The 22,626-nt window shown below is 48.2% G+C and carries 26 protein-coding genes and 1 tRNA gene; 5 read left to right on the plus strand and 22 right to left on the minus strand.

Annotated features, from left to right (window positions below; translation table 11 throughout):
• Positions 1 to 91: 91 nt before the first annotated feature.
• Positions 92 to 736, plus strand: a complete 645-nt coding sequence (locus L1S32_RS04475; RefSeq protein ID WP_278156488.1) for a CDP-alcohol phosphatidyltransferase family protein — start codon at positions 92 to 94, stop codon at positions 734 to 736.
• Here the strand turns inward: L1S32_RS04475 and artA are convergent.
• Positions 708 to 1,517: an archaeosortase A gene (gene artA / locus L1S32_RS04480; RefSeq protein ID WP_278156490.1), complete on the minus strand. Its 810-nt coding sequence runs from the start codon at positions 1,515 to 1,517 to the stop codon at positions 708 to 710. The genes L1S32_RS04475 and artA overlap by 29 nt on opposite strands.
• A gap of 105 nt (positions 1,518 to 1,622) precedes the next feature.
• Between artA and L1S32_RS04485 the strand changes: the two genes are divergently transcribed.
• Positions 1,623 to 1,940, plus strand: coding sequence for a transcription factor S (locus tag L1S32_RS04485; protein WP_278156492.1), 318 nt, complete (start codon positions 1,623 to 1,625; stop codon positions 1,938 to 1,940).
• A 26-nt stretch (positions 1,941 to 1,966) separates the two neighbouring features.
• Here L1S32_RS04485 and L1S32_RS04490 read toward each other — a convergent pair whose 3' ends face one another.
• The gene (locus L1S32_RS04490) at positions 1,967 to 4,030 is read right to left on the minus strand and encodes an acetate--CoA ligase family protein (RefSeq protein WP_278156494.1); all 2,064 of its coding nucleotides are present in this window, start codon (positions 4,028 to 4,030) and stop codon (positions 1,967 to 1,969) included.
• Between the two features lie 219 nt (positions 4,031 to 4,249).
• On the opposite strand from L1S32_RS04490, the gene acs reads away from it, so the two are divergent.
• The 3 genes from acs to L1S32_RS04505 all read left to right on the plus strand — a co-directional run bounded on the left by acs (position 4,250) and on the right by L1S32_RS04505 (position 7,258).
• Positions 4,250 to 6,145, plus strand: a complete 1,896-nt coding sequence (gene acs / locus L1S32_RS04495) for an acetate--CoA ligase (protein WP_278156496.1) — start codon at positions 4,250 to 4,252, stop codon at positions 6,143 to 6,145.
• Positions 6,146 to 6,189: 44 nt separating this feature from the next.
• Positions 6,190 to 6,750 (plus strand): TATA-box-binding protein, encoded by a 561-nt coding sequence (locus L1S32_RS04500; RefSeq protein WP_278156498.1) that lies wholly within the window; start codon positions 6,190 to 6,192, stop codon positions 6,748 to 6,750.
• A 112-nt stretch (positions 6,751 to 6,862) separates the two neighbouring features.
• Positions 6,863 to 7,258 (plus strand): helix-turn-helix domain-containing protein, encoded by a 396-nt coding sequence (locus L1S32_RS04505; protein WP_278156500.1) that lies wholly within the window; start codon positions 6,863 to 6,865, stop codon positions 7,256 to 7,258.
• Here L1S32_RS04505 and rpiA read toward each other — a convergent pair.
• The 20 genes from rpiA to L1S32_RS04605 form a co-directional block, all read right to left on the minus strand.
• Positions 7,250 to 7,963 carry a ribose-5-phosphate isomerase RpiA gene (gene rpiA / locus L1S32_RS04510; RefSeq protein ID WP_278156502.1) on the minus strand — a complete coding sequence of 238 codons (714 nt, stop codon included), beginning with the start codon at positions 7,961 to 7,963 and terminating at the stop codon, positions 7,250 to 7,252. The two genes, L1S32_RS04505 and rpiA, sit on opposite strands and share 9 nt — an antisense overlap.
• Positions 7,964 to 8,691: 728 nt before the next feature.
• Positions 8,692 to 9,633: an EF-Tu/IF-2/RF-3 family GTPase gene (locus L1S32_RS04515; protein WP_278156503.1), complete on the minus strand. Its 942-nt coding sequence runs from the start codon at positions 9,631 to 9,633 to the stop codon at positions 8,692 to 8,694.
• Between the two features lie 72 nt (positions 9,634 to 9,705).
• Positions 9,706 to 11,391 carry a glutamate--tRNA ligase gene (locus L1S32_RS04520; protein WP_278156505.1) on the minus strand — a complete coding sequence of 562 codons (1,686 nt, stop codon included), beginning with the start codon at positions 11,389 to 11,391 and terminating at the stop codon, positions 9,706 to 9,708.
• Positions 11,392 to 11,394: 3 nt separating this feature from the next.
• Complete coding sequence (locus L1S32_RS04525) at positions 11,395 to 12,360, minus strand: polyprenyl synthetase family protein (protein WP_278156507.1); 966 nt, start codon at positions 12,358 to 12,360, stop codon at positions 11,395 to 11,397.
• Between the two features lie 9 nt (positions 12,361 to 12,369).
• A complete protein-coding gene (locus L1S32_RS04530; RefSeq protein WP_278156509.1) occupies positions 12,370 to 13,713 on the minus strand; it encodes an RNase J family beta-CASP ribonuclease in 1,344 nt (447 codons plus the stop codon).
• Between the two features lie 3 nt (positions 13,714 to 13,716).
• Positions 13,717 to 14,757, minus strand: a complete 1,041-nt coding sequence (gene fni / locus L1S32_RS04535) for a type 2 isopentenyl-diphosphate Delta-isomerase (protein WP_278156511.1) — start codon at positions 14,755 to 14,757, stop codon at positions 13,717 to 13,719.
• Positions 14,758 to 14,864: 107 nt separating this feature from the next.
• Complete coding sequence (locus L1S32_RS04540) at positions 14,865 to 15,626, minus strand: isopentenyl phosphate kinase (RefSeq protein WP_278156513.1); 762 nt, start codon at positions 15,624 to 15,626, stop codon at positions 14,865 to 14,867.
• The gene (gene mvk, locus L1S32_RS04545) at positions 15,592 to 16,491 is read right to left on the minus strand and encodes a mevalonate kinase (RefSeq protein WP_278156515.1); all 900 of its coding nucleotides are present in this window, start codon (positions 16,489 to 16,491) and stop codon (positions 15,592 to 15,594) included. Before mvk ends, L1S32_RS04540 begins: the two co-directional genes overlap by 35 nt.
• A gap of 2 nt (positions 16,492 to 16,493) precedes the next feature.
• Positions 16,494 to 17,285: an AmmeMemoRadiSam system protein B gene (gene amrB / locus L1S32_RS04550; RefSeq protein ID WP_278156518.1), complete on the minus strand. Its 792-nt coding sequence runs from the start codon at positions 17,283 to 17,285 to the stop codon at positions 16,494 to 16,496.
• A gap of 35 nt (positions 17,286 to 17,320) precedes the next feature.
• Positions 17,321 to 17,929, minus strand: a complete 609-nt coding sequence (gene rpsB / locus L1S32_RS04555) for a 30S ribosomal protein S2 (RefSeq protein WP_278156519.1) — start codon at positions 17,927 to 17,929, stop codon at positions 17,321 to 17,323.
• Positions 17,926 to 19,116, minus strand: a complete 1,191-nt coding sequence (gene eno / locus L1S32_RS04560; protein ID WP_278156521.1) for a phosphopyruvate hydratase — start codon at positions 19,114 to 19,116, stop codon at positions 17,926 to 17,928. The genes rpsB and eno overlap by 4 nt, the downstream gene beginning before the upstream one ends.
• Positions 19,117 to 19,121: 5 nt before the next feature.
• Positions 19,122 to 19,307 carry a DNA-directed RNA polymerase subunit K gene (locus tag L1S32_RS04565; protein ID WP_278156524.1) on the minus strand — a complete coding sequence of 62 codons (186 nt, stop codon included), beginning with the start codon at positions 19,305 to 19,307 and terminating at the stop codon, positions 19,122 to 19,124.
• 28 nt (positions 19,308 to 19,335) lie between these two features.
• A tRNA-Pro gene (locus L1S32_RS04570) sits at positions 19,336 to 19,408 on the minus strand.
• A gap of 14 nt (positions 19,409 to 19,422) precedes the next feature.
• Complete coding sequence (locus tag L1S32_RS04575) at positions 19,423 to 19,611, minus strand: DNA-directed RNA polymerase subunit N (protein WP_278156526.1); 189 nt, start codon at positions 19,609 to 19,611, stop codon at positions 19,423 to 19,425.
• Between the two features lie 30 nt (positions 19,612 to 19,641).
• Positions 19,642 to 20,043 carry a 30S ribosomal protein S9 gene (locus L1S32_RS04580; RefSeq protein WP_278156527.1) on the minus strand — a complete coding sequence of 134 codons (402 nt, stop codon included), beginning with the start codon at positions 20,041 to 20,043 and terminating at the stop codon, positions 19,642 to 19,644.
• Positions 20,044 to 20,056: 13 nt separating this feature from the next.
• Entirely contained in the window at positions 20,057 to 20,479 is a 423-nt protein-coding gene (locus L1S32_RS04585) for a 50S ribosomal protein L13 (protein WP_278156530.1), read from the minus strand.
• Between the two features lie 5 nt (positions 20,480 to 20,484).
• Positions 20,485 to 20,850 (minus strand): 50S ribosomal protein L18e, encoded by a 366-nt coding sequence (locus L1S32_RS04590; RefSeq protein ID WP_278156532.1) that lies wholly within the window; start codon positions 20,848 to 20,850, stop codon positions 20,485 to 20,487.
• Positions 20,843 to 21,679 (minus strand): DNA-directed RNA polymerase subunit D, encoded by an 837-nt coding sequence (locus tag L1S32_RS04595; RefSeq protein WP_278156534.1) that lies wholly within the window; start codon positions 21,677 to 21,679, stop codon positions 20,843 to 20,845. The genes L1S32_RS04590 and L1S32_RS04595 overlap by 8 nt, the downstream gene beginning before the upstream one ends.
• Positions 21,680 to 21,682: 3 nt before the next feature.
• Positions 21,683 to 22,078 (minus strand): 30S ribosomal protein S11, encoded by a 396-nt coding sequence (locus L1S32_RS04600; protein WP_278156536.1) that lies wholly within the window; start codon positions 22,076 to 22,078, stop codon positions 21,683 to 21,685.
• A complete protein-coding gene (locus L1S32_RS04605) occupies positions 22,078 to 22,626 on the minus strand; it encodes a 30S ribosomal protein S4 (RefSeq protein ID WP_278156538.1) in 549 nt (182 codons plus the stop codon). The genes L1S32_RS04600 and L1S32_RS04605 overlap by 1 nt, the downstream gene beginning before the upstream one ends.

Genomic DNA, 22,626 nt, shown 5'->3' on the forward strand with positions numbered 1-22,626 from the left:
GACAGGAGATTCCCTTAACATCTGCATTCGTTGCAATATTGAGTATTAACAAAGAATTATACCCTTAATCTTCCCATCTGTGTATACGATAATGAATATTACAGCGCTTAGACCCCGTGCAATAAAAACCCTTGATCCTCTTGCACATGCCTGTGCAAAGACAGGGATTACCCCAAATCAACTGACATTGCTTGCAATCATATCGGGTATTGCATGCGCTGTCCTCTATGCAAACAGGATGTTTGTCGCCGGAAGCATCATGCTCCTTGTTTCTGGCATCCTTGATCTTATTGATGGCGGTGTAGCACGGATTAATAACAAATCCAGCGGTTTTGGAGCAGTTTTTGACTGGATAGCCGACAAATATATCGATGCTCTTGCGCTGCTGGGAGTCGGAATGTCCGGTATTGCCATCATCTCGCATATAATTTCCGTGAATGGATTTCCCGCACATACCCTTGATTTTACGGTAGTTGCAATCGCCATCATCGGCTCTCTTATGAACACGTTTATAAAACCGGTAGTGTATGCTGAAATCGGGTATGATACCAGAGAGGATGGAAAAATCGCTGACCCCCTGGAAGGCATTGGTTTTTTTGGCCGCCCTGAAACCCTGATTATTCTCATCATCGGTGGATTCAGCGGATATATATGGATTTCAGCTATTATTGTCGCTCTCTGTACCAATTTATCAGCAATTCAGAGGATTATGTATCTTTACCGAACCATCCCCTGATTTCTCTGACAAATAAATCCACAATTCCAGCCATTTCTTCTCCAAGCCGGGGATTTATCCGGTACAGCATATACGCAATTGCAATAAACGCAAACAGTGCTCCGATTTCCGCAACAAAATTGTGCGCCCAGAAGAAACTCTCATAGCCCATCTCTCCGTTTGAGGCTATCTCCGGGAAATACGGGAACCACTGATCACCATAAGCCATGATAATAAAGGTATTTCGTAAGAGGTTTAGCACAAAAATCGCCGGCACGACAACAAGAAACGACAGAACTTTTTGCTTTACAGAAGACGGTATCGCCCAGGCAACACCCAGCATGATTGCCATGCCCTGAATACCGGTGCATGCGAGAATTATTTCTACGCGATACACATCAGCCCTGAACATATTCCATTCAACCAGCTCATAGGGAAAACCAATTCCGGTAAACATCCATGCAAGCAGGTCAACATTTACCGCAATAAGCCAGTCGGCAAGCGCCGGTATCAGCATGAAAGGAGCGAATATGACATATGCAATACCCGCCATCCGGCTCAGTGTGATGCTGAATTTATTCTCTTCAAGCAGTTTGGGGACGATGATTATCAGGAACGGTATGCCAAGGAAGGCGGCAACCGGGTACATAAAATTATTTGCAATAATATAATCCGGAAATTTTGCAAAAAGGACCCCGATAATACTGATCCAGCCGGCAATTGCAAAATATTTTCTGAAACCTGTGGGGAAGAGAAACAGAAAAAATGCAATAAAGGATATGAGAACAAAAATCTCCTGCATTACATTCCATTATCCATATACCTTGAAATAATTTTCACAATTTGAATTTCTGTGAAACACACATATTCCATATCTTAATCTGACTCTACATCCAATGAGTAACAGATGAAGTTCTGTCCAAAATGTAAATCACTTATGATCTCTTCAGAAGGCCTTTTCCGGTGCAAAAAATGCGGTCATACTGAAGAACCGGGCGAAAATACAGAAAAGATGACAATTCGCAATAAACGGGTGGAGAAGGATATTGTCATCGTTGATGAAGCAGACGAAGTGAGGACGCTCCCCACCGTCTCTGCAAAATGTCCGGAATGTGGCAATGACATCGCAGAATGGTGGCTTAGGCAGCTTCGGTCAGCAGATGAATCGGAGACACGGTTCTTCCGCTGCACCAAGTGCAAATTCACCTGGCGCGAATACGATTAAATTAAAAAAATAAAATTTTTGCTTTTTTACAGCAGACCAGGTGCTGAAACCCGGAACTGCTGCCAGAGTACCCTTCCGATAACCCTGAAGGTGAAATCAAGTTCTTCAAAGCTTGGAATCGAGTGCTGGCGCAGGAGTTTTCTGCCCCGGTCCATCGAAGCTCCACCAAGAAGAGAACAGATAATACGCTTTTCGGTATTCCCGGAAAGTTTCAGGATCTGGTTGGCAAGCTGTTCTGATGACAGAATATTGTTCGGGAACCCTACGATAAAGCACATGTCCCAGAGATCGTCATGTTTGGCGAGAACCTCAAAGGTCTGTTCAAACCGGCGTTCTGATGCGTCACCCAACAGATCGACAGGATTTCCTTTGTTCCAGAATTCAGGCAGGAATTCGTCCATCTCTGCAACAACGTCTGCGGGCAGGTCCACAATATCGATACCGTAGCGTTCTGCATAGTCGGATGACAGCACAGCAAATCCACCGGCGTTTGTGACGATAACAGCACGCGAGCCCTTCGGATATCTCTTGGGATGAGAGAGCATCTCAGCTGCAAGGAACGCCCCTGTCAGGGTATGGACGGCAAGGACACCGGACCGCCTGAACGCTTCCATATATACATCGTAGGAGCCGGAAAGGGATCCCGTATGGGAGGCTGCAGCCTGCGAACCACGGTGAGAAGAACCGGATTTAATGGCAATAATGGGTTTTGTCTTCGAAACCTCACTTGCAACCTTCATAAAGGCCTCTCCATCACTGATCTGCTCGATGTACATGATGATTGCCTTTGTATTGGGGTCACGCTCAACCCATCGCATGTAGTCAAAGAAGTTCAGATCAGACTGGTTTCCGACGGAAACGACAGCGGAAAAGCCAATATCCTCAGAAAGACTCCAGTCCACAACGGTATTTACAATCGCACCACTCTGGGAAAGGAATGCAATATTGCCCGGACGGGGTGACTGGTGCACATATGTTGTATCAAGGCCGCGGGGCGGAACAATGAGTCCCAGACAGTTAGGTCCGACAATGCGTGTGCCATACCTGTTGGCAATCGCAACAACCCGCTCTTCAAGGGCTTTGCCGTCTTCACCCATCTCTTTGAATCCCGCAGTGATAACAACCGCCACCGTGACGCCTTTTTCACCACATTCTTCAACGACCTGAGGCACATACATCGCAGGGACGGTGATGACCGCCATATCGACCGGTGCCGGAATATCTTTAATGGTCGGATACGCCTTCAGACCCTGAATGGTATCGCGCTTATTATTCACCGGATAGAGCTGACCGGGGAAATGAAGAAGATTATGCATCACCGCATATCCCATCTTTGTGGGGTCATCTGATGCACCGATGATGGCAACCGAACGGGGATTGAAGTATTCAAGAGGAACATCCGGACGTTCTGCCTTTTTCTCCACGGCCTTGCCATCCGTCATGATAACACGTGAATCGACAGCACAGGCGCCGGATTCATACAGACGTAATGGGTTGATGTCAAATTCCTTTACCTGCTCATTCTCCTCAAAGAACCGGCAGACATTCATAATTGCATTTACCAGTGTCTCTTCATCTTTTGGTTTTGAACCACGGTATCCGGAGATCAGGGGATAACTTCTGATCTCTTTAACCATCGCCCTCACATCCTCCTCGGTTGTCGGAAGAATCCTGAGGGTCACATCCTTCATCAGCTCAACAAGCGTGCCGCCTGCGCCAAAGGTAATGACCTTGCCGAAGGTTGGATCGGTTTTTCCGCCGATGATCAGCTCAAGACCGGGTTTTGCCTGTTCTTCGATGATAACCCCTTCAATTTTCGCCTTCGGGTTATATTCCTTGACACTTGTCACAATCCGGTTAAAAGCAGCCTGAGCACCTTCTTTTGTTCCGATACTGGTGACAACACCTCCGGAATCACTCTTATGAATAATCTGTGGTGAAACAATCTTCATCACAACAGGGAATCCAATACTTTCTGCAACATCTCCTGCTTCTTCTGCAGTGGTTACGATCTTAAACGCAGGTACAGGAACACCATACTTTCCAAGGATCTCATACCCTTCTGCTTCACTTAACATCCATTCCTTCATTTATGCCATCCTCACGTATCAGAATATAACACTGATTTTCAGGGAATCATTACAACAAATGACGAATCCAACTTCGTCACGTTTCTATCATTTTGTTTGATCGGCTCATACATATATGTTTGTAATAGTTAATCATGATAAATCCTGAAATTCGGGACAAAACAAAATGACTTTAATCATTGGAAGAAATTGAGTAGTGTTTCAGAAGCGTGATAATTCATGACAAATTCTACGGAAACTCCCGGATTCACCCAAAAAGTGTATAAACCGGCCCCGGAATATCGAAACGACGCAAGAATTAAAGACTACGCCCTGTCATATGCAAACTTTGAGAAAGATCCTGAGGATTTCTGGAGGCGCGTTGCCTCAGACCTGCTCTGGTTCAGACCATGGGACAAGGTCCAGGAATGGGAATATCCCCATGCAAAATGGTTTGTGAATGCAAAATGCAACATCACCTACAACTGTCTGGAACGTCATCTGAAGAACAACCGGCGAAATAAAGTAGCGTTGTTCTGGCACGGAGAAGACGGAACAGAGAAAATCTACACCTATGACCGGCTGCACAAAGCAGTCATGCAGTTTGCAAGTGCATTAAAGAACCTTGGTGTCGGGAAGGGGGATGTTGTATGCATTTACATGCCGACAGTTCCCGAACAGGTCATAGCAATGCTTGCCTGTGCACGTATCGGCGCGGTACATACCGTCGTATTCGCCGGATATGGCGCGTCGGCACTGAACCAGCGAATTGTCGGTTCAGGTGCAAAGGTGGTCATTACTGCAGACGCTTCCATGCGCAGGGGAAAAAGCATTCCGCTTAAGCCGATTGTCGAAGAGGCACTCATTCATGCACCCAGTGTCGAACGGGTGGTAGTCCTCCGCATCCAGGATCCTCCGACATGTCTTCTCGATGATTTTGAGGTCGATTTCTACGAGATCATGAAAAAGGCAGAGAAGAACTGCCCGCCTGAAGAGATGGATGCTGAGGATACCCTCTTCATTCTCTACACATCAGGCACAACCGGTGCGCCAAAAGGGATTGTCCACACCTGCGGAGGGTATATGGTCGGTGCGTATTACACCACCAAATATGTCCTGAATGTCAAGGATAACGACGTATACTGGTGCACCGCAGACCCGGGATGGATTACCGGACACACATATGCCATATACGGGCCCCTCCTTCTGGGCTCAACGATATTCATGACGGAAAATACACCGGACTATCCCGATGTCGGCATATGGTGGCACCTGATTGAATCATACGGGATTAATGTCCTCTATACTGCACCGACCGCCATCCGGATGTTTATGCGATATGGTGAGGAGTGGCCAAATAAATATGATCTCAGCTCTCTCAGAATCCTTGCATCAGTCGGTGAACCCCTCAATCCTGAAGCATTTGAGTGGTATTATAATGTGATCGGCAAACAGAGATGCCCCATCATTGATACATGGTGGCAGACAGAAACCGGAAGTCATATGATCACCACGCTTGCCGGAGAGGAGATGAAACCCGGATATGCAGGAAAACCGATACCGGGAATCAAGGCAGATGTGGTCGATAAAGAAGGAAACCCTGTACCTCCCCACCAGGCAGGATATCTTGCAATCACATATCCCTGGCCATCAATGATGCGTCAGGTCCACAATGACGCCGAACGCTATCTGACATACTGGAATTCAGGAAACCACCAGTATTACAGCACAAACGACCTCGCCATAAAAGATGACGACGGATACATCATGATCCTCGGACGGTCAGATGATCTTATTATCGTAAGCGGGCATAATATCGGAACAGCCGAGGTAGAAAGTGCACTGATATCCCATCATGCAGTAGCTGAAGCAGCAGCCATCGGAAAACCCGACCCGGTGAAAGGAAACCTGGTGAAGGTATTTGTCATACTTATTGAAGGGACGGTCGTCACAGAGAAGCTGGTTCATGATCTCAAGTATCATGTCAGGCAGACACTGGGGCCGATTGCAGTGCCTTCTGCAATTGAATTTGTTGATTCATTACCGAAGACCAGAAGCGGTAAAATTATGCGTCGTGTCCTGAAAGCAAAGGAAATGGGAATAGATCCGGGAGACATCTCAACACTGGATGAGTAATCAGGCAACCATTTATATACTTTTTAAATCCTTTTATATAATACATGAAGGGCAATCCAGAGGACTCTCTGAAAATAGAAAATATCGTCGCGTCTGCAAAAGTAGCAGAATCTCTTGATCTTCAGGTGATTTCATCTCAGATTAAAGATGCTGAATACAATAAAAAACGGTTTCCCGGCGTTGTTCTCCGGATGCAGGATCCAAAGATAGCAGCGCTTGTCTTTGGTTCCGGCAAAGTCGTGCTTACCGGTGCAAAGAGTTTGGACAGCCTCTCAAGAGGTCTTGAAATACTTGGAGACAGACTGAGGGAGCTGAAAATTGATATTGCAGATGAACTGGAATATAAAGTTCAGAATATTGTAACATCAGCAGATCTTGGAACACCGATTAACCTGAACAAAATCGCCGTTGGATTCAATCTTGACCGGATCGAATACGAACCGGAGCAATTCCCCGGACTGGTCTACCGGCTTGAAGAACCAAAGGTGGTCGTTCTCCTGTTTGGATCAGGAAAACTGATTATCACCGGCGGAAAAGTAACAGAAGACGCCAAAATGGCAGTAAATAAAATATTATCTGACCTTACAAACCTGGGCCTGATTTAGGCTCGAATATTCTTCTTTTTTCATTTTCTTCACCAATATTAGTCTCAATGATACATACAACAATGTATTTATAGTATTTTGAATAATTAAAGTTGTATTCTCGGTGATAAATATGAGAATGGAAAAAGTTATGGTCTTCACCGAAGAAGACGAAGAATTTTCAAATCTTCTTACTGAAATAGGGTTGAAACGGAATGTTGCCAAGGTTCTTATTTATCTTGCAATGACAGAAGAAGCAACCTCACGGGAGATAGAGCGAAGCAGTGATCTTCGCCAGCCGGAAGTCAGCATTGCGATGCGTACCTTAAAAGAGAACGAATGGATTGAAAGCCGGGAATCAAAAGCAGAGAGTAAGGGACGGCCGGTGAAAATATACTGCCTGTCAAAACCAATTACCGAAATAATGGATATGATTGAGAAAAACAAACGAGAAGAAGTTGAAAATCAATTGAAGCTGATTCAGAAGATACGGATTCACCTTCAGAATCAGCAGACTATTTCAAATTAAAAGAATCTCAGCTGATTCCCTGTTTCCAATTACTATTTTTGATTTCCCAATAAACTCAGCGAATATGCCACAGGACAGAACACCAGGGATATTGTTTATCTGAATCTCGAGCGCCAGTGGATCGGTAATTTCTGAGAACGTACAGTCAATAATCCAGTTTCCATTGTCTGTAATGACAGGACCATCTTTTTTCACACCCTCGCGCACCTGGGGATTGCCCCCCATTTCACGCAGCTGTTTTGCCGCAAGTGAAGCAGCAGACGGGATGACCTCAACAGGCACGGGTGCAGTTAACCTTGCGGTTTTCTTGCTTGCATCTGCTACAACAACAAAGAGGCGTGATGCAGAAGCGACGCACCGTTCCTGAGTCTGGGCAGCACCCCTCCCCTTTATCAGATTCCCTTTGGGGTCTATCTGATCAGCTCCGTCAATGGCAATATCCAGTTCTGAGTAGTCATGCAGGGTCGCAAGAGGAATCCCATATTCACGCGCCCGGCACTCTGCCTGATATGATGTCGGAATTCCGACAATCTTCATCCCATTCCGGATCTTTTCAGCCAGTATCTCCATTGCATAAAATACCGTTGACCCGGTGCCAAGTCCAACAACCATTCCGTCTTCAACCAGTTCTGCAGCAAAATATCCGGCATTTTTCTTTGCAAGAATCTGATCCGATTCTATCGCCGATTGGGAAGTCATACCCATGTATTGTACTCCCAACAGGTAAATGCTTAACATACCTCCCTGCTGTTCACAAAAACGATTTCTGATGAGTGGCTTTCACCACAGTGCCTGTTTTTGGCACATGAGCTCTGATAAAAAGAGGTGCAAACCTGTCACTTCTAAAAATACAAGGGGCATGCATCCCAGGGATGACGATGAAATACCTGAAGCCTGCCACAGAATATTTCTGCGATCAACGAAATGAAGAAGATTTCAACACGGATACGATGACGGCGGAGATATCAGATGAAAGGGCATTCCGTGCTGTCGCTGCACCAGTACTACCCGCATCATATTCATACCTGCATCGCACCAGGTGCACATCAATGACTCATCGTGGCTCAATAATGCAGTGGGAGAGATCTGCCGCCGGCCCGTTTTTGGATTTTTGGATGTGTACATCTGCCAGGTGACCAAAGTGATGATCTGCACCACAAGTACCATTCCTGCAGGGTAATTTCAGCCCCTGAAATCCACATCACCAAAATACAAAGGCATCCCGGGAGCCATTGCAGGCTTTCCTGATCGAGCAGACACTACTGACCCGCATCAGGTTATGATAGCCATTTTTCCATCATATCGTCGAACGCAGAGGAAAACAGCAGGCGAAAAAGGCGGGCAGTGATATCATCATGAAGGAGATGAACGACCGTCCGGTACTAAAAGAGAAAAAAACCGAAAAATCACCCGATTTTTCGGTTTGGGGATTCTCAGTTCAGAATAACAGACCCGGCAATTCTGAGTTTTCCGCCATCCAGATAATGAATAACGGCCTTCTCTCCCGGGAGATATGCAATTTCCTTGTCCAGTTCAATCACAACAGAGCAGGAATGCCAGTCAGCCTCATTGGTAACGGAGGTAATCCGCCCGGTAACAAACTGTGTCCACAGGCCGATATGCACGACAAGACCCTCGCGCAGCGGTTCAGGCCAGAACCGGACGACTTTTGCTGTACCGCTTACCTCTGAGGTCACTTTTATCGAGGGGTCCGTCGTCAGCACCATGCCGCGCTCAAGCTCCTCAGCACTGATATTTTTTAAGGCCAGTCCAACCCTGTCTGTCTGATACGCCTCTTTGGCATCAGCATCATGTTTCTGAATCGAACGAATCTGGCACGTCATCTCTCCGGGCAGCACCGTGACCATATCATGCTGATGGATGGTTCCTTTCTCGACACTGCCAAGCACAACCGTACCGATTCCCTTCACATTAAAGGCATGATCAATCATCACAAACCCGGTCCCCGGAATGGGATCCGGATACGTAATCTCTCCTGCCATGGAAAGGAACCGTTCACGAAGCTCGATTGGGTTGTCTTCCACAAACTCATACCCTTCGAGAACCGTGCCACGGATCAGGGGTGCAATCTGTGATTTATCGAGGTAATTCTGCAGCACGATCATGCCGGACTCAATCCCCATGACATCCAGCATGATGACCATTTCACCCAGCACAGGAGTAATCGCATCAATCACCACTAATGCAGAATCAGACATCGCAACGGCATAATAAAGGGGAGCCAGCCGGTCAGGATACCGTGTTGGTTCGATAATCGTTACCGTGTCATCATCTTTTTTCAGATTTATAAATGTAATATCAGATTCTGTGCCAGATTTACCGATATTTTTTGCATACCCATGAGGTCCGAGCATGACGATATTTAGATTCGGCATAGTGCTAAAATATGGGAATTTAAGGGAGATGAGTCTTTGGATTACCAATAATTATTTGTGGGCAAAATATGCTGAAACGTCCGTTTCAGACGCACGGTCTATCCGTGCAAATCCTACCCGCTCAAACTGAACAACCGCATTCAGTTCGCCGGTGACTTCAGGTTCACAGAACCCCTCGATGATGCCCTCAGGTGTATGAAGCATACATCCGAAAGCCTGATCCTGAGGGAGCCACTGAACAATCTGTGCATGTTCCGCCCGTGCCTCATCCAGAGAATCACCGGAATATTCCAGGGAAAACCCATCATCAGACTTCGTTACCCGGACATTAAAGAGATCTTTGAGCCTGAGCATCCTGCCATCCTCAAGTTCATCACCCGGCAGGTAAACAGCACCGGTGAACCGCAGCGAACGGGTACCCTGTGCTTCATCATTGGGGTTTATCAACGGGCGTGCAACCCGCTCTGACACATCGGGAATATGGCATAATACCGGGTTTGGAACAAAGAAATACCGTTTTGCTATCGGATCAACAATCGCTTTATTGGCTGCATAGAGATTGTCCCAGGAGAAATTGATATCCGTCTGTCCGATGCCGATGTCGATCATTGCATTCCGGACTGCTTCCGGGGAAAAACCTCTCCGTGCGATTGCCTTCAGCGTGCCAAGATGAATGTCATCCCAGCCGGTGTACTCCCCGGAGGCAATACCTGCCTTCATTGCGGACGTGGAAAGCACAATCTCTTCAATGGACATCCGGCCATAATGGAAATAGGTCGGCTGCTCCCACCCAAAATAATCATAGATGTACTTCTGTCTGCGGGTATTTGCGATATGGTCTTTCCCCCGTATGACATGGGTCATGCCCAGGAGATGATCGTCCACTGCAACAGAGAAGTTCATCAGAGGGTATACCCGTGCATCGCACCGGGGATGTGGGGGGCTTGCCACAATTCTGAAGATGGAGAACTCACGCATTGCCGGGTCGGGATGAGCGATATCGGTCTTCACCCGGACGGTGATCTGCCCTTCTTCAAAACTCCCTGCGAGCATATCCTTCCAGAGCGCAAGATTCTGCTCAACGGTCTGATCTCTGCATGGACATGCTGTTTTGTTGTTCTTGAGATCCCTGAATATCTCTGCATCACAGGTGCACAAATACGCACCGCCCATTGCAATCAGCTGCTCGCAGTATGCATAATAGATATCCATCCGGTCGCTCTGATACACAATTTCACTCACCTCGATACCGAGCCAGTCCACATCTGAAAGGAGCAGCTGATAATTCTCTTCGCTCACCCGTTTCGGGTCCGTATCTTCAATCCGGAGAATATATTTGCCGCCATACTTTCTGATATAGTAATCATTCAGGTATGCAGCACGGGAATGACCGAGATGAAGAGGACCGGAAGGATTCGGGGCAAAGCGCATGACAACACCCTCGTCCCCGACATTTTCCAGGGGACGAAGACCGGTATCTCTCTTCTGCTTCTCCTTTTTTTCCAGCATTTCCGGAGCAAGCGACTCCAGACGAGCACGGCGTTCATCAGCATCCATCGCTCCGATTTCGGCCAGAATTTCACTCAGAAGTGCAGAATATTCCCGTGCATGAGGCCGAAGTTCAGGATGTTTCCCCATAAGGGCGCCAAGAACAGCACCGGCTTTCGGAACATTGCTGTGCATCACCGCGTTCTGGAGGGCATATTTATATAGAAAATCGCGAGTATCTCCATTCATTGTTTAATAGCCTCTGGAAACAAAATAATCAGTTATCTGGAGAAGAATGTCTTTTTCATTGCAGTCAGGGAAAAGAGCAAGCATCTTCTTTGCCCGTTCAACACGGCCAAGAGCTTCATTCCTGACGTCAGCAATGACACCCGCCTCTTCGAGAAGACCGATGGCCTCATCAATTTCAGCGTCACTCAGAATGGGTTTCCGGTACTTCGTAAGATCAATTCCCCTGTCTCTTGCCAGAATTGCCACAAGCGTCTGTTTCCCTTCACGAAGATCAGATGCACGGTCCTTGCCACTGGTTGCAGCGTCAGCCATCAGATCGATCAGGTCATCCTGAATCTGAAATGCGACCCCGCTGTTCAGGCCCCATTCATAGAGGGAATTAACCTGCTGAACATTGCCGCCGGCAAGCGTTGCGCCGATTGCTGCTGCAGCCGCATATAGGATCCCGGTTTTTTTGGAGACCATCTCAATATATTCAATCTCGTCAACATCATCCCTGTTTTCGAAATGAATATCCATATGCTGTCCCTCACAGAGATCCGCACATGCCTTTGCAAGGGCATTCACCGATCTGACCTTTGCAATGTCAGATGCAATTGCGGCGCATATCAGCTCAAAGGCATGTGCATAGAGCACATCACCTGCAAGAATTGCCGTAGGTTCGTCCCATTTTGTATGCACGGTCGGAACACCACGGCGTACCGCATCTCCGTCCATGATATCATCATGAACAAGAGTGAAGGTGTGAGTGACTTCGAGCGCAAGCGCTGCAGGCAGGATGTCCTGTGATCGGCCTTTCTGCACAAGGTCTGCAGCAAGCATGACGACAGCAGGCCGCAGGCGCTTCCCTCCGGCAAGAAGGAGGTGGGCGCTTGCCTTGTTCAGTTCTCCCGGCAATGTGCCGAATTCACGGTCCAGAACAATATCTATTTGTTCAGCAACACCTTCCAGATATGCACCAAGATCCATTTATTTCACCTAATTTATGAGTAATTTCTGCCCGTTTCTCAGTATGTGGGCATCGTTGTTCAGGGTATAACCGCAGTCCTCTGCAAGTTTCAGATATCCTCCGGTCATATCAATATCACCGTGAGACGGGATAACATGCTGTGGATTGAACAGATGAAGCACTTCATAATGTTCTTCACGGTATGCATGCCCACTGACATGCAGGTCAGAAAACAGACGTGCACCTTTCATACGGAGAAGCACTTCCTGTGTATGGCGCTGCCCGTAATTCATCGGGTTGGGGATAACCTTTGCACTATAGAGAATCTTATCCCCTTTCTCAATCTTAAACGGTGTCTGTCCGGAAGCAAGACGGGTAAGAATTGCACCCGGTTCACCCTGACTGCCGGTGACAATCGGGACATACTGGTCTTTCCCTTCTTTCATAATGGTGCGGAACATCTTGTCAACCGTACGACGGTTGCCCCGCATTGTCATACCGCGGGGAAATCCGACAAGTTTCATCTGTTCTGCAGTGGATGAATACCGCTCCATCGAACGGCCAAGAAGCACCGGTTTGCGACCAATCTCATGTGCACACTCGGCAATCATTTTGACCCGTGCAATATTGGAGGCAAATGTGCCCACAAACATCGCAGATTTTTCATCCTCATAGCAGGTCATTACATCCCTGACAAGGCGCTGGGCAATGCGTTCGCTGGGGCAGCGGCCGGGCATGTTCACATTCACACTCTCGGTAATGAGCGCAAGCACTCCCTCTTTTCCAACCTCACGCATGCGTGCAATGTTGGGGGGGTCTCCAAGCACCGGTGTCCGGTCCAGCTTGAAATCATTGGCATATACTATGGCACCACGCGGGGTGTGCAGCACAGCCATTACGGTGTCAATGATAGAATGCTGTACGGTGATGAATTCAAGGGACAGATTCTGTGAGATTTCATACCGGTATTTCTTCCCCGCGGGCAGATCAAAAACCGGATTATTGACAACAAATCGCTTTTCCCCCTCAATCTGCTGCCTGATTAGGGCTGCAGTATATGGCGTCCCGATGATCGGAGCATCATACCGGTGTGCAAGTTTCGGTATGGCACCGATATGGTCCAGATGGCCATGCGTACAGACAATCGCCTTAACAGTGCCCTCAACGGTATTCATTATGGTATCGTCAGGGATTGCCTTCATCTCAATTAAATCAAGAGAATGCAGATTTTCAACTTCGGCATCCTCATGAATCATTATCTGATCGAGGCGGAGTCCCATGTCAAAAATGACAATCTCTTTGCCGCACCGCACGGCAGTCATATTTCTGCCGACTTCGTTATACCCGCCGACAGCAATTACTTCAACTTTCATATTTCATTCCTCATATTGTAGCATTTCACCCGTAATTCCGGTGATATATTTTCGTACGTTCTTTAATTCGGAGGGGTTCCTGGAACCTGTCAGATAACACGACACCCGAATCTCTGTCTGAATTTGGTGGATTTTGTCACACAGACTCTCATATCCATCCATTGCCGGCTGCAGAAGGGCAAGCGCCATTCCTCCCAGACTGGCCCCGAGAGCGATTGCTTTGGCAATATCTGTACCTGAATTCAGCCCACCGGTTGCAATGACCGGACCACCTGCCCGGGATGCTTCTGATACGCTGACTGCTGTAGGTATGCCCCAGTCTGCAAAATGCAGGCCCAGTGCCTGCTGCATCGGATTTTCTGCGCGAAACTGTTCCACCGCTGCCCACGACGTGCCGCCAAGACCGCCTACATCAATCGCAGATGCACCGGCAGCCAAAACCTGCCTGGCACATTCCCGTGATATGCCGCAGCCGGTCTCTTTTACAATGACCGGGTACCGGCATGATGAACAGAGTTCACGCAGTGCGTCCAGACATCCGGCAGAATCATGATCGCCTTCCGGCTGAATGGCCTCCTGGAGGGGGTTTAAGTGTATGCAGAGTGCCTGAGCGTCAATCATCTCAACTGCCTTATCCGCCCATTCGGCGCCTTTATCCCTCAGCTGGATAATACCCAGATTTCCGCACAGGAATGCATGGGGTGCCCGTTCACGGACAATGGTAAAGCTGTCTTCCATCTCAGGATTTTCAAGGGCAGCGCGCTGCGATCCAACACCCATGGCAAGGCCGAATTCCTCTGCAGCTGTTGCAAGAGTGGCATTCACCTGCTTCGTATCGGGATGCCCCCCTGTCATTGCAGCAATAAAGACTGGCGCCTTCAGCTGGTGATCCAGGAATCGTACACCGAGATCCACTGCATCCATATTACACTCCGGAAGCGCATTATGAACCAGGCGGACATCATCAAATCCGGCCCTCCCGGCTACAATATTCTCATTGCAGCAGATATCCAGATGCTCTTTTTTCCGAGAGGATGTTATCATCCTGTTTTTTATTGTTATCCCCCCATTGGGGTTTTATAGAATATTCACATCAGCAAATATTCAGGTCACTGCATTTTCCTTCCTTCGCAGCGGAAACGTTCGCGTATCTATACCCTGTTTCCGGTAACCACGGTTCCACCATGTTCGCGCCCGTCGAGATAATCTTCCAGTCTGGACAGATGAAAGATTGTCGATTCTGTTCCTTCATCCGAAAGCCTCAGAAGCTCCGTCAGCTTTCCAATCATGCCTCCGGTCACATCTGTATTGTCCGACTCTCCGATTTCAATCTCAGCCACCGTCTCCCGGTTAATCAGAGGAACTACTTTCCCATTACAGAGTACACCGGCCACATCGGTAGCAAGCCCAATGCGGTCAACATGTATCCTCGCCGGGATTTCCCGTACCAGTTGATCACCGGATACAATGCAGGCTCCCCGTACACTGTCCATCACCACATCTCCGTGGAGGACAGGCACAATTCCCTGGTGCACCAGCATCGCAACCGGCTGATGGCTGAATGATTCAAGACGTCCGTTTTTCGCAGTACATGCATCAAGCGGGTGAATGCCTACTGCTTCCACACCGTTGGCACGAAGCGCGTTTACCACCGCAGTGTTCAGTTTTAAAACTGCACTGTGTGTGATAAATATACCTGATTTATTATTAGGGTCTAACCCTTTATCAAGGTGATGGCGTTTCGCCTCAGGATGACCACAGGATCCTGCGCCATGAACGATAAGAAACTGTATGCCGGGATGGCTGGAAATAACCCGGGAAATGTGTTCAAGATTTTCGGTATGAACAGTGCAGTCACCACTCTTATCGGTGATTACGCTACCGCCCAGTTTTATCAATACGGTTTCTTTCATCTTCCTTCTCCTTGCGTGCGCCTTCATTATCGATTGTTGTAATAATTGCCCTGCCGTCGCATCCTTCGATGGCACCGGCTATTTTGGATTTTGATCGTTTCGGACAGAGAGCCACCATCGACCCTCCGCCACCTGCCCCGGTAATCTTTGCGCCATAGGCACCCGCTGCACGTGCTGCTGTCACAAGACGGGTCAGCGCAGGATGACCCACACCGAGTGCTTCAAGAAGTTCATGGTTGATGTCCATATATCTCCCCAGAGCCCGCTGATCCTGAAAAACATGCAGTGAACGCATGGTGACAGCCTCAATGGCATCAAGTATGGGATTCACAATATCCGGATCTGCCGCACGGAATTTACTAACCTGCTCCACCATCCGGGCTGTCGAATGCGACACCATGGTATTCCCAATCACCAGATGGAAATCTTCCGGCGGAAGTCGCCGTTTAATATCTCCCTGAATCAGGAGGACACCTCCAAAAGTTGAAACGTAGGTGTCAGTAGGACTTGCACGCCCTTTCTGCACACTTTTTTCAACAGAATGCGCCATCGCTGCAATATCGGGTTTTCCATATCCCAGATCAAATTCATCGCTGATTGCTGAAAGGGTTGCAACGGTGACTGCCGCAGAAGAGCCCAGACCGGAAGAACTGGGAAGCTGGGAATGAATATACACACTTCCGTTGACTCCCATTAATTCAAAACATTTTTCGAGATATGGTGATTTCACCCGGGGAGGGTGCCGTGTTTTTCGAACTGTCACATACACCCGCGGTTTAATTGCCATTGCAATCCCTGACTTGCCGTAGACAACCGCGTGCTCACCAAATAAAAATACCTTGCCAGGTGCGCTCCATACTGCCAAAATTATACCGCCGCTATTGATGCGTATCCAACAACCTGCGCCATATCGCCGGTTGTATCACCGCTTGTCATGTATTGTATTAATGCTCCGTGCGTAGCCCCCATGTGACGGGTCAGAGTTGCCATTACAGAAATTGGCCCGTATCCACATGCACTAACATTATATTCACGCAGCCGCTGATAAAAAGAACTGATGTCAAGGTCATAAAGTCCCTCAATTGCATAGGCATCATTCTTTTTTGCAACATCTGCCGGGACATAATGGGAAAAATCACTGGAAGCGACAATGCGTACATCTCCTGCAGAGAGAGCGGCAGAATTCCAGATGGTTTCTGCAAGCGAGAGGGAATGTGCATAATCCTGGGGGCCCATGAGCACCGGAACAACGTGTGCATCAGGGAAACGGTGTTTGATAAACGGCATCTGAAGTTCCAGCGAGTTCTCCTCAGCCTGTATTGCCCTGTCAGAAAGAGGGACCCCAAGAGAACGGGCAAGTACCTTGTTGCAGGCAACCGTTCCAAGCGGTGTATCCCAGTCCAATTCTGATGTATATGGTCCGATACCCCGGTGGCTTGGTGCGATTACCAGGAATGTACCGGCAAAATGCCTGTCGAAGCACGAATACGATGTCGCCATCACCTGCCCGGAATACGTATACCCCGCATGGGGAGACACAACACCAAAACAGTCAGGCAAACCGGTCGCTTTGGTAAAAAAAGAGGTTAATAAAGAAGAAAGAATGACTGGATCATCCGGATACCATAGTCCCGCAAGCGTGGGTTTTCTGACACCCATTTATCATCCCTCCCTTCTCCTTCACATAAATAACCTTACAGATCGATTTCAAAGTCTTCCTGAGTCAGTGACGTTGCAATGCCACGTGCCTTCAGAATTTCCCTTGTTAAGAGGAAGTAGACCATTGAAAGTGCTTTTCGACCTTTGTTATTGGTCGGGATTACGAGGTCAATGTATTTAGTCATATTGTTGGTATCACAGAGTGCAACAACCGGAATACCACTCTGAACAGCCTCTTTGATTGCCTGAGCATCACCAATGGGGTCGGTCACGACAACAACATCAGGTTCGATATAATTGGGTATATTCTGGTTCGTCATCATTCCCGGAATGAATCTGCCAACCTTATAGGTTCCGCCGATAGCGGTTGCAAATTTCTTGGCAGGGTACTGACCATACTGACGGGAGGTTACAACGAGCACCTTTGGTGCATCATATTTTGCGATGAATTCAGCAGCAGTTTTAATTCTGCTGTCTGTTTCCTGGATGTCAAGAATGTACAAACCATCTCCGCGTACGCGGTAGATGAATTTTTTCATGTCCTTACTCTTCTGCTGCGTTCCGATGTGTACTCCGGCAGCAAGGTACTCCTCCACAGGGACGAGTGATTCTTTCAGTTCGATTTCTATTTCATTTGTATTCATTGGATCATCTCTTCAATTCTCACGAGTTCGTTGAGTTTTGCGATGCGCTCACCGCCGACAACACCTGTCTTAAGATAGATACACTCAAAGGCAGTTGCAAGATGGGCAATTGTCTCGTCTGTGGTCTCCCCGGACCGGTGGCTCATCACCGTTTCCATGCCACATGAATGCGCCATACGAATAGCTTCAAATGTGTCGGAAAGGGTGCCAATCTGATTCGGTTTAATTAAGACACAGTTCGTGGCGCAGGCGTCAATGCCCATTTCAATGCGCTCAACATTCGTGACGTAGAGGTCATCTCCGCAAACCAGGCAGCCATCACCCACCAGGTCCGTTAACGCGGAGAATCCTTCAAAGTCCTCCTCTACAATAGGATCTTCAACATACGCAAGTTCGTAGCGGTCAACCAGTTCAGCCATATAGGCCACCTGATCTTCAGTGCTGCGTTCTGCGTCACTATACCTGTACACTCCGTCTTTCCAGAGTTCACTGGCGGCAACATCAATACCCATTCTGATCTCAATCATAAGATCATCAGAAACGGCATTAATGGCCTCCTGCACCAGATCAAAGGCTTCAATATCAGTGATTGACGGTGCCCATGCACCCTCATCACCTTTTCCGCATGCATTACCACCGGATACTAACAGCTCTTTGATCTTTTTGTGCACCGCTGCATTGGCAAAAATTGCTTCATCTGCATCGAGTGCACCGGTTGGCACCACAAGGAATTCCTGAATATCTGTTGCATGTGCCGCATGGGCGCCTCCCCCGATAACATTCCCAAGAGGATAAGGGGTGCGCGCTGCAAAAGCACCGCCGAGATACCGAAACAGCGGCAATGAAAGGGAAGATGCTGCTGCTTTTGCATTCGCAAGAGACAGCGCAACCGCCACATTTGCACCAATTGACGAAAAATCCTCAGTCCCGTCAATCTCCCGGAGGAGATAGTCAAACCCGGTCTGGTCGGTGGTTTCAAATCCGGAAAGCGCAGGAAGCACCACCTCACGCGCGGCGTCAGTTGCCTCACGCGCAGGCAGGGCCTTTGCTTCGTACATACCGGTGCTTGCACCGGATGGTGCCGCTGCCCTTCCAAACCCGTTCTCAGTGTAAATATCGGCCTCAACAGTAGGGTTACCTCTGCTGTCAAGAATCGTCCTGAGCTGAATTTTCGTAATTTGTGCCATAATAATCACTGCACCCGTTTTACCGTAATGGGTATTTTCTGTTTTCTGAACTCTTCATCGGCTATTTCCAGCGGATCAATTGAATTGGTCTCTATCAGAAGAGGAGCGCCCATTGAAATCTGCAATGAACGTGCACCAACTATTCGCGCTTTTTCATAACGGGTAAAAGATTCCACGTCTTCGGATTTCATGTAGTCTCCACAAAAATATAATCAAAAATGGGGTCGCTGAGATTCGAACTCAGGTTACAGCATCCCGAACGCCATAGGATTCCAGGCTACCCCACGACCCCGCATAGTCAGTCTCTCATTGATACGGATTGAGATCATCAATAATCTCTTTGTGCGCTAAAATCATGCGCCTGCAGCAATAGCGCGAAAGTCCGAGATCGTCGAGGATCACTTTAGGATCCTCGCCTGCACTCCTCCGCTGCCTGAACTCTTCCCAGGCTGTCGAAATGACTTTCCCACATGTAAAACATCGGATTGGTATCATGCAAACGATCTCTATATCTATTATTGTTATCTAACGATAAGACTTTTGGAATTTCGCACGTGCACCACGGCCGTGTGGCTTCTTTGCTTCTTTCTGGCGCGAGTCATTTACCAGGAGAGTACGGTCATAGACAAGGTAGGTATCCTTAATCTTTGGATCGTTACTCCACTTCACAATGCCACGAGCCAGAGCGGTTCTGACCGCTTCGGCCTGTCCCATGAATCCGCCGCCCTTGACATCAATAGAAACATCAACATCATTCAGAACGCCCGGAACCAGAAGGAGCGGCTCAGAAATTTTCATTCTGAGCATCTCAGTGCCGTATATCTCAAGGGGTACAGAATTAATGCGCACACGCCCAACTCCTTCACGAAGAGTAGCACGTGCAATTGCAGTTTTCCGCTTTCCGCTTGTATTAATTACTTTCGTCATCTGATTTCACCACTCAGAATTTTGCTCCAAGTATTGTGCTGATCTCACCCAGAGTCACAAATTTCGGGGTTGAAAGTCCGTCAATGTGTGCCTCTTCAAGGATCTCAAGCTCTGCTCCCTCAAATTCATCAGGAATACCCACATGAACAATCACACGGCGAAGTGCCTCTGCACCACGCTTGCGTTTGTATGGGACCATTCCACGTATCGTACGCTTGAGAATATGATCCGGCCGGCGTGGATAGAATGGACCACCCTCACGGGAGCCACGCTTTCTCTTGTGATCATAATCTGCTAATATACGAGCCCTGCCTCCGGAAACTACACACTGCTCTGCATTTACAATGGCAATTTCCTCTCCTTCAAGCGACCGCTTTGCAACAATACTGGCAAGCCGTCCCAGGCGAAGTCCTGTTGCATCAATAATTGTAACCATGCACTTCACCTCAGAATCCTTACTTTTTTGCCTTCAGGATTCTGCCTGACAAGTTCCTCAATCGTCATACAGACCCCTTCTGCGCCAGTAATCTTTTCTTCTGCTGCCCCACTGAACTGGATCGCAGCAACAGATACCTTCTGGTTCAACACACCACTTCCGAGGACCTTCCCCGGAACCAGTACGGTATCCCCATCCTGTGCATACCTGTTAATTTTGCTGATATTGACTTCAGCGTAATTATTGCAGGGTGCTTCAAGCCGCTTTGCAATGTCGCGCCAGACATTTGCACCATTTGCCCGAGATGTCTCTTTAAGAGTAGATATGAGGGCAGAATAACGCGGATTTGTCTTCGTCGTTGTTTTAGTCATTTACATTCCCTCCGGATATATCGCAAAGAACATCCACCAGGCTGTCTGATTTCGTCTGAATCTCTTTTGCAGCTCGTTCAAGAATCTGACGCACCGGAATCGAACCATCACCCTCTACAACAAAGATGAACATATCAGTCTCTGTCTGAATAGAGATTGCGGGGCGGTCCCAGGTATCTGCATTCGCAATACAGATTCTCTCACAAAGCTTGCACAGTGTGCAGTCCTCAATTTTGCCTTCAACGACTGCTGCACTCTTTCCCTTTATTTCAAGCACATCACGTGGACATTCATCCACACACATGCCACAGCCGTCACACTTGCTGTCAAACACAATCCGCGGATATGCCTTATATCCACAGGCGAGTGTAGGTTGCCATTTCGCATGGTCAACACCCCGTCCAAGCACAGCACGCGCTTCAAGAACAATCTTCTGATCTCTTTCAATTTTGACCAGGGGAATGTTCTCTTCAACCGGTGCAGCACGTGGATTCTGGGGAATCAGGTCACGGGAATATACAACCCTCGGCCCTTCTACACTCAGTGTATAGACAGATGTGCATGCTGAACACCCCTCACCATTACAGGAGCAGTCCTTTGTGAACACATATTCACTCAGATCTGTCCTCAGGGGAATGAGCCCCAGGCGGTGAGCAAGCATCTCATCAAAGAGTGCGCTGTTATTGTCATATATGAGCACATCTTCGATGGCAAGTGTGGGAACTTCCCCGATCATTGTTCTTCTGAGTGCATTTACAAATGCCGAGGAAAAGCCTGAAATGACAAAACGGGCGACGTCATCATCAAACCTGCTGAATGAAAGGTGCATCTATCAGACTCTCCTGCCCCTTCTTCCACCTTTTGCACGAATGCTGTCGTGGGGTACAGGGGTGACATCCTCGATACGTCCGATACGCATACCTGCACGAGCAAGTGCGCGAATTGCTGCCTGAGCTCCGGGTCCCGGGCTGCGCTGCTTACCGCGGCCTGGCGCACGAACTCTGACGTGAACACCGACGATGCCTTTCTCCCTCGCCTGCTGTGCAACATTCGTTGCCATCTGCATTGCAGCATAGGGTGAACTCTCATTCCGGGCCTGCTTTACAACCATTCCGCCACTGGACTTTGTTACAGTCTCAGCGCCGGAGAGGTCGGTGACGGTGATGACCGTATTATTAAATGAAGCAAAGATATGCGCAATGCCCCATTTCTCATCAGGTGCTGCCATTACTGTCGTCCTCCTTTGATAATTCGTTCACGCTCAGGATGGACATCATTCGTTAATGGGGACGGACCATAGTAGGAAATACCACCATCTTCGCCGCGTTTAACGTGATAGCTGGGGATAGTTACCTTTCTTCCGCCAATAGCAACGTGCCCGTGCGTGATGAACTGGCGCGCCTGCTTTGGTGACCGTGCAAGACCCTGCCGGTAAACCATCGTCTGAAGGCGGCGTTCAAGTGCATTTTCGGCTTTCATTGCAAGAACATCACTGATGCCTGCATTTTCACCGAGTAATCCGAACCGGAACAGATGGCCGAGAAGCTCCTCTTCTTTCCGTGCAATCAGCGCTTCATTTGTTGAAGATGATTTCAGTGCAAGAAGTTCACGTGCAGCACGACGGTAATTTCTGAGAGTACTGCGCGTTTTCCAGAGCTCACGCTTGTTGCGGAGACCATATTCTATAACCAGCCGGTTTTCGTCTTCAATACGGCTCTTTTCAAACCGCCGTTTTGGAGTCTCGTACGTTTTGTGGTTCTTTCCTGGATAACCCAT

The organism is Methanogenium sp. S4BF, from assembly GCF_029633965.1.
Taxonomy (GTDB): domain Archaea; phylum Halobacteriota; class Methanomicrobia; order Methanomicrobiales; family Methanomicrobiaceae; genus Methanogenium.

Bases quoted from the DNA above. Each gene is read 5' to 3' on its own strand.
- L1S32_RS04565 (WP_278156524.1), bottom strand. From the start codon at position 19,307: ATGAAATCCGAAGACGTGGAATCTTTTACCCGTTATGAAAAAGCGCGA.
- L1S32_RS04475 (WP_278156488.1), top strand. From the start codon at position 92: ATGAATATTACAGCGCTTAGACCCCGTGCAATAAAAACCCTTGATCCT.
- eno (WP_278156521.1), bottom strand. From the start codon at position 19,116: ATGGCACAAATTACGAAAATTCAGCTCAGGACGATTCTTGACAGCAGA.
- L1S32_RS04525 (WP_278156507.1), bottom strand. From the start codon at position 12,360: ATGGATCTTGGTGCATATCTGGAAGGTGTTGCTGAACAAATAGATATT.
- L1S32_RS04580 (WP_278156527.1), bottom strand. From the start codon at position 20,043: ATGACGAAAGTAATTAATACAAGCGGAAAGCGGAAAACTGCAATTGCA.
- L1S32_RS04595 (WP_278156534.1), bottom strand. From the start codon at position 21,679: ATGCACCTTTCATTCAGCAGGTTTGATGATGACGTCGCCCGTTTTGTC.
- artA (WP_278156490.1), bottom strand. From the start codon at position 1,517: ATGCAGGAGATTTTTGTTCTCATATCCTTTATTGCATTTTTTCTGTTT.
- L1S32_RS04490 (WP_278156494.1), bottom strand. From the start codon at position 4,030: ATGAAGGAATGGATGTTAAGTGAAGCAGAAGGGTATGAGATCCTTGGA.
- amrB (WP_278156518.1), bottom strand. From the start codon at position 17,285: ATGGGTGTCAGAAAACCCACGCTTGCGGGACTATGGTATCCGGATGAT.
- L1S32_RS04500 (WP_278156498.1), top strand. From the start codon at position 6,190: ATGAAGGGCAATCCAGAGGACTCTCTGAAAATAGAAAATATCGTCGCG.
- acs (WP_278156496.1), top strand. From the start codon at position 4,250: ATGACAAATTCTACGGAAACTCCCGGATTCACCCAAAAAGTGTATAAA.
- L1S32_RS04530 (WP_278156509.1), bottom strand. From the start codon at position 13,713: ATGAAAGTTGAAGTAATTGCTGTCGGCGGGTATAACGAAGTCGGCAGA.
- fni (WP_278156511.1), bottom strand. From the start codon at position 14,757: ATGATAACATCCTCTCGGAAAAAAGAGCATCTGGATATCTGCTGCAAT.
- L1S32_RS04540 (WP_278156513.1), bottom strand. From the start codon at position 15,626: ATGAAAGAAACCGTATTGATAAAACTGGGCGGTAGCGTAATCACCGAT.
- rpsB (WP_278156519.1), bottom strand. From the start codon at position 17,929: ATGAATACAAATGAAATAGAAATCGAACTGAAAGAATCACTCGTCCCT.
- L1S32_RS04600 (WP_278156536.1), bottom strand. From the start codon at position 22,078: ATGGCAGCACCTGATGAGAAATGGGGCATTGCGCATATCTTTGCTTCA.
- rpiA (WP_278156502.1), bottom strand. From the start codon at position 7,963: ATGGGTATGACTTCCCAATCGGCGATAGAATCGGATCAGATTCTTGCA.
- L1S32_RS04590 (WP_278156532.1), bottom strand. From the start codon at position 20,850: ATGACTAAAACAACGACGAAGACAAATCCGCGTTATTCTGCCCTCATA.
- L1S32_RS04585 (WP_278156530.1), bottom strand. From the start codon at position 20,479: ATGGTTACAATTATTGATGCAACAGGACTTCGCCTGGGACGGCTTGCC.
- L1S32_RS04485 (WP_278156492.1), top strand. From the start codon at position 1,623: ATGAAGTTCTGTCCAAAATGTAAATCACTTATGATCTCTTCAGAAGGC.
- L1S32_RS04515 (WP_278156503.1), bottom strand. From the start codon at position 9,633: ATGCTCGGACCTCATGGGTATGCAAAAAATATCGGTAAATCTGGCACA.
- L1S32_RS04520 (WP_278156505.1), bottom strand. From the start codon at position 11,391: ATGAATGGAGATACTCGCGATTTTCTATATAAATATGCCCTCCAGAAC.
- L1S32_RS04505 (WP_278156500.1), top strand. From the start codon at position 6,863: ATGAGAATGGAAAAAGTTATGGTCTTCACCGAAGAAGACGAAGAATTT.
- L1S32_RS04575 (WP_278156526.1), bottom strand. From the start codon at position 19,611: ATGATACCAATCCGATGTTTTACATGTGGGAAAGTCATTTCGACAGCC.
- L1S32_RS04605 (WP_278156538.1), bottom strand. From the start codon at position 22,626: ATGGGTTATCCAGGAAAGAACCACAAAACGTACGAGACTCCAAAACGG.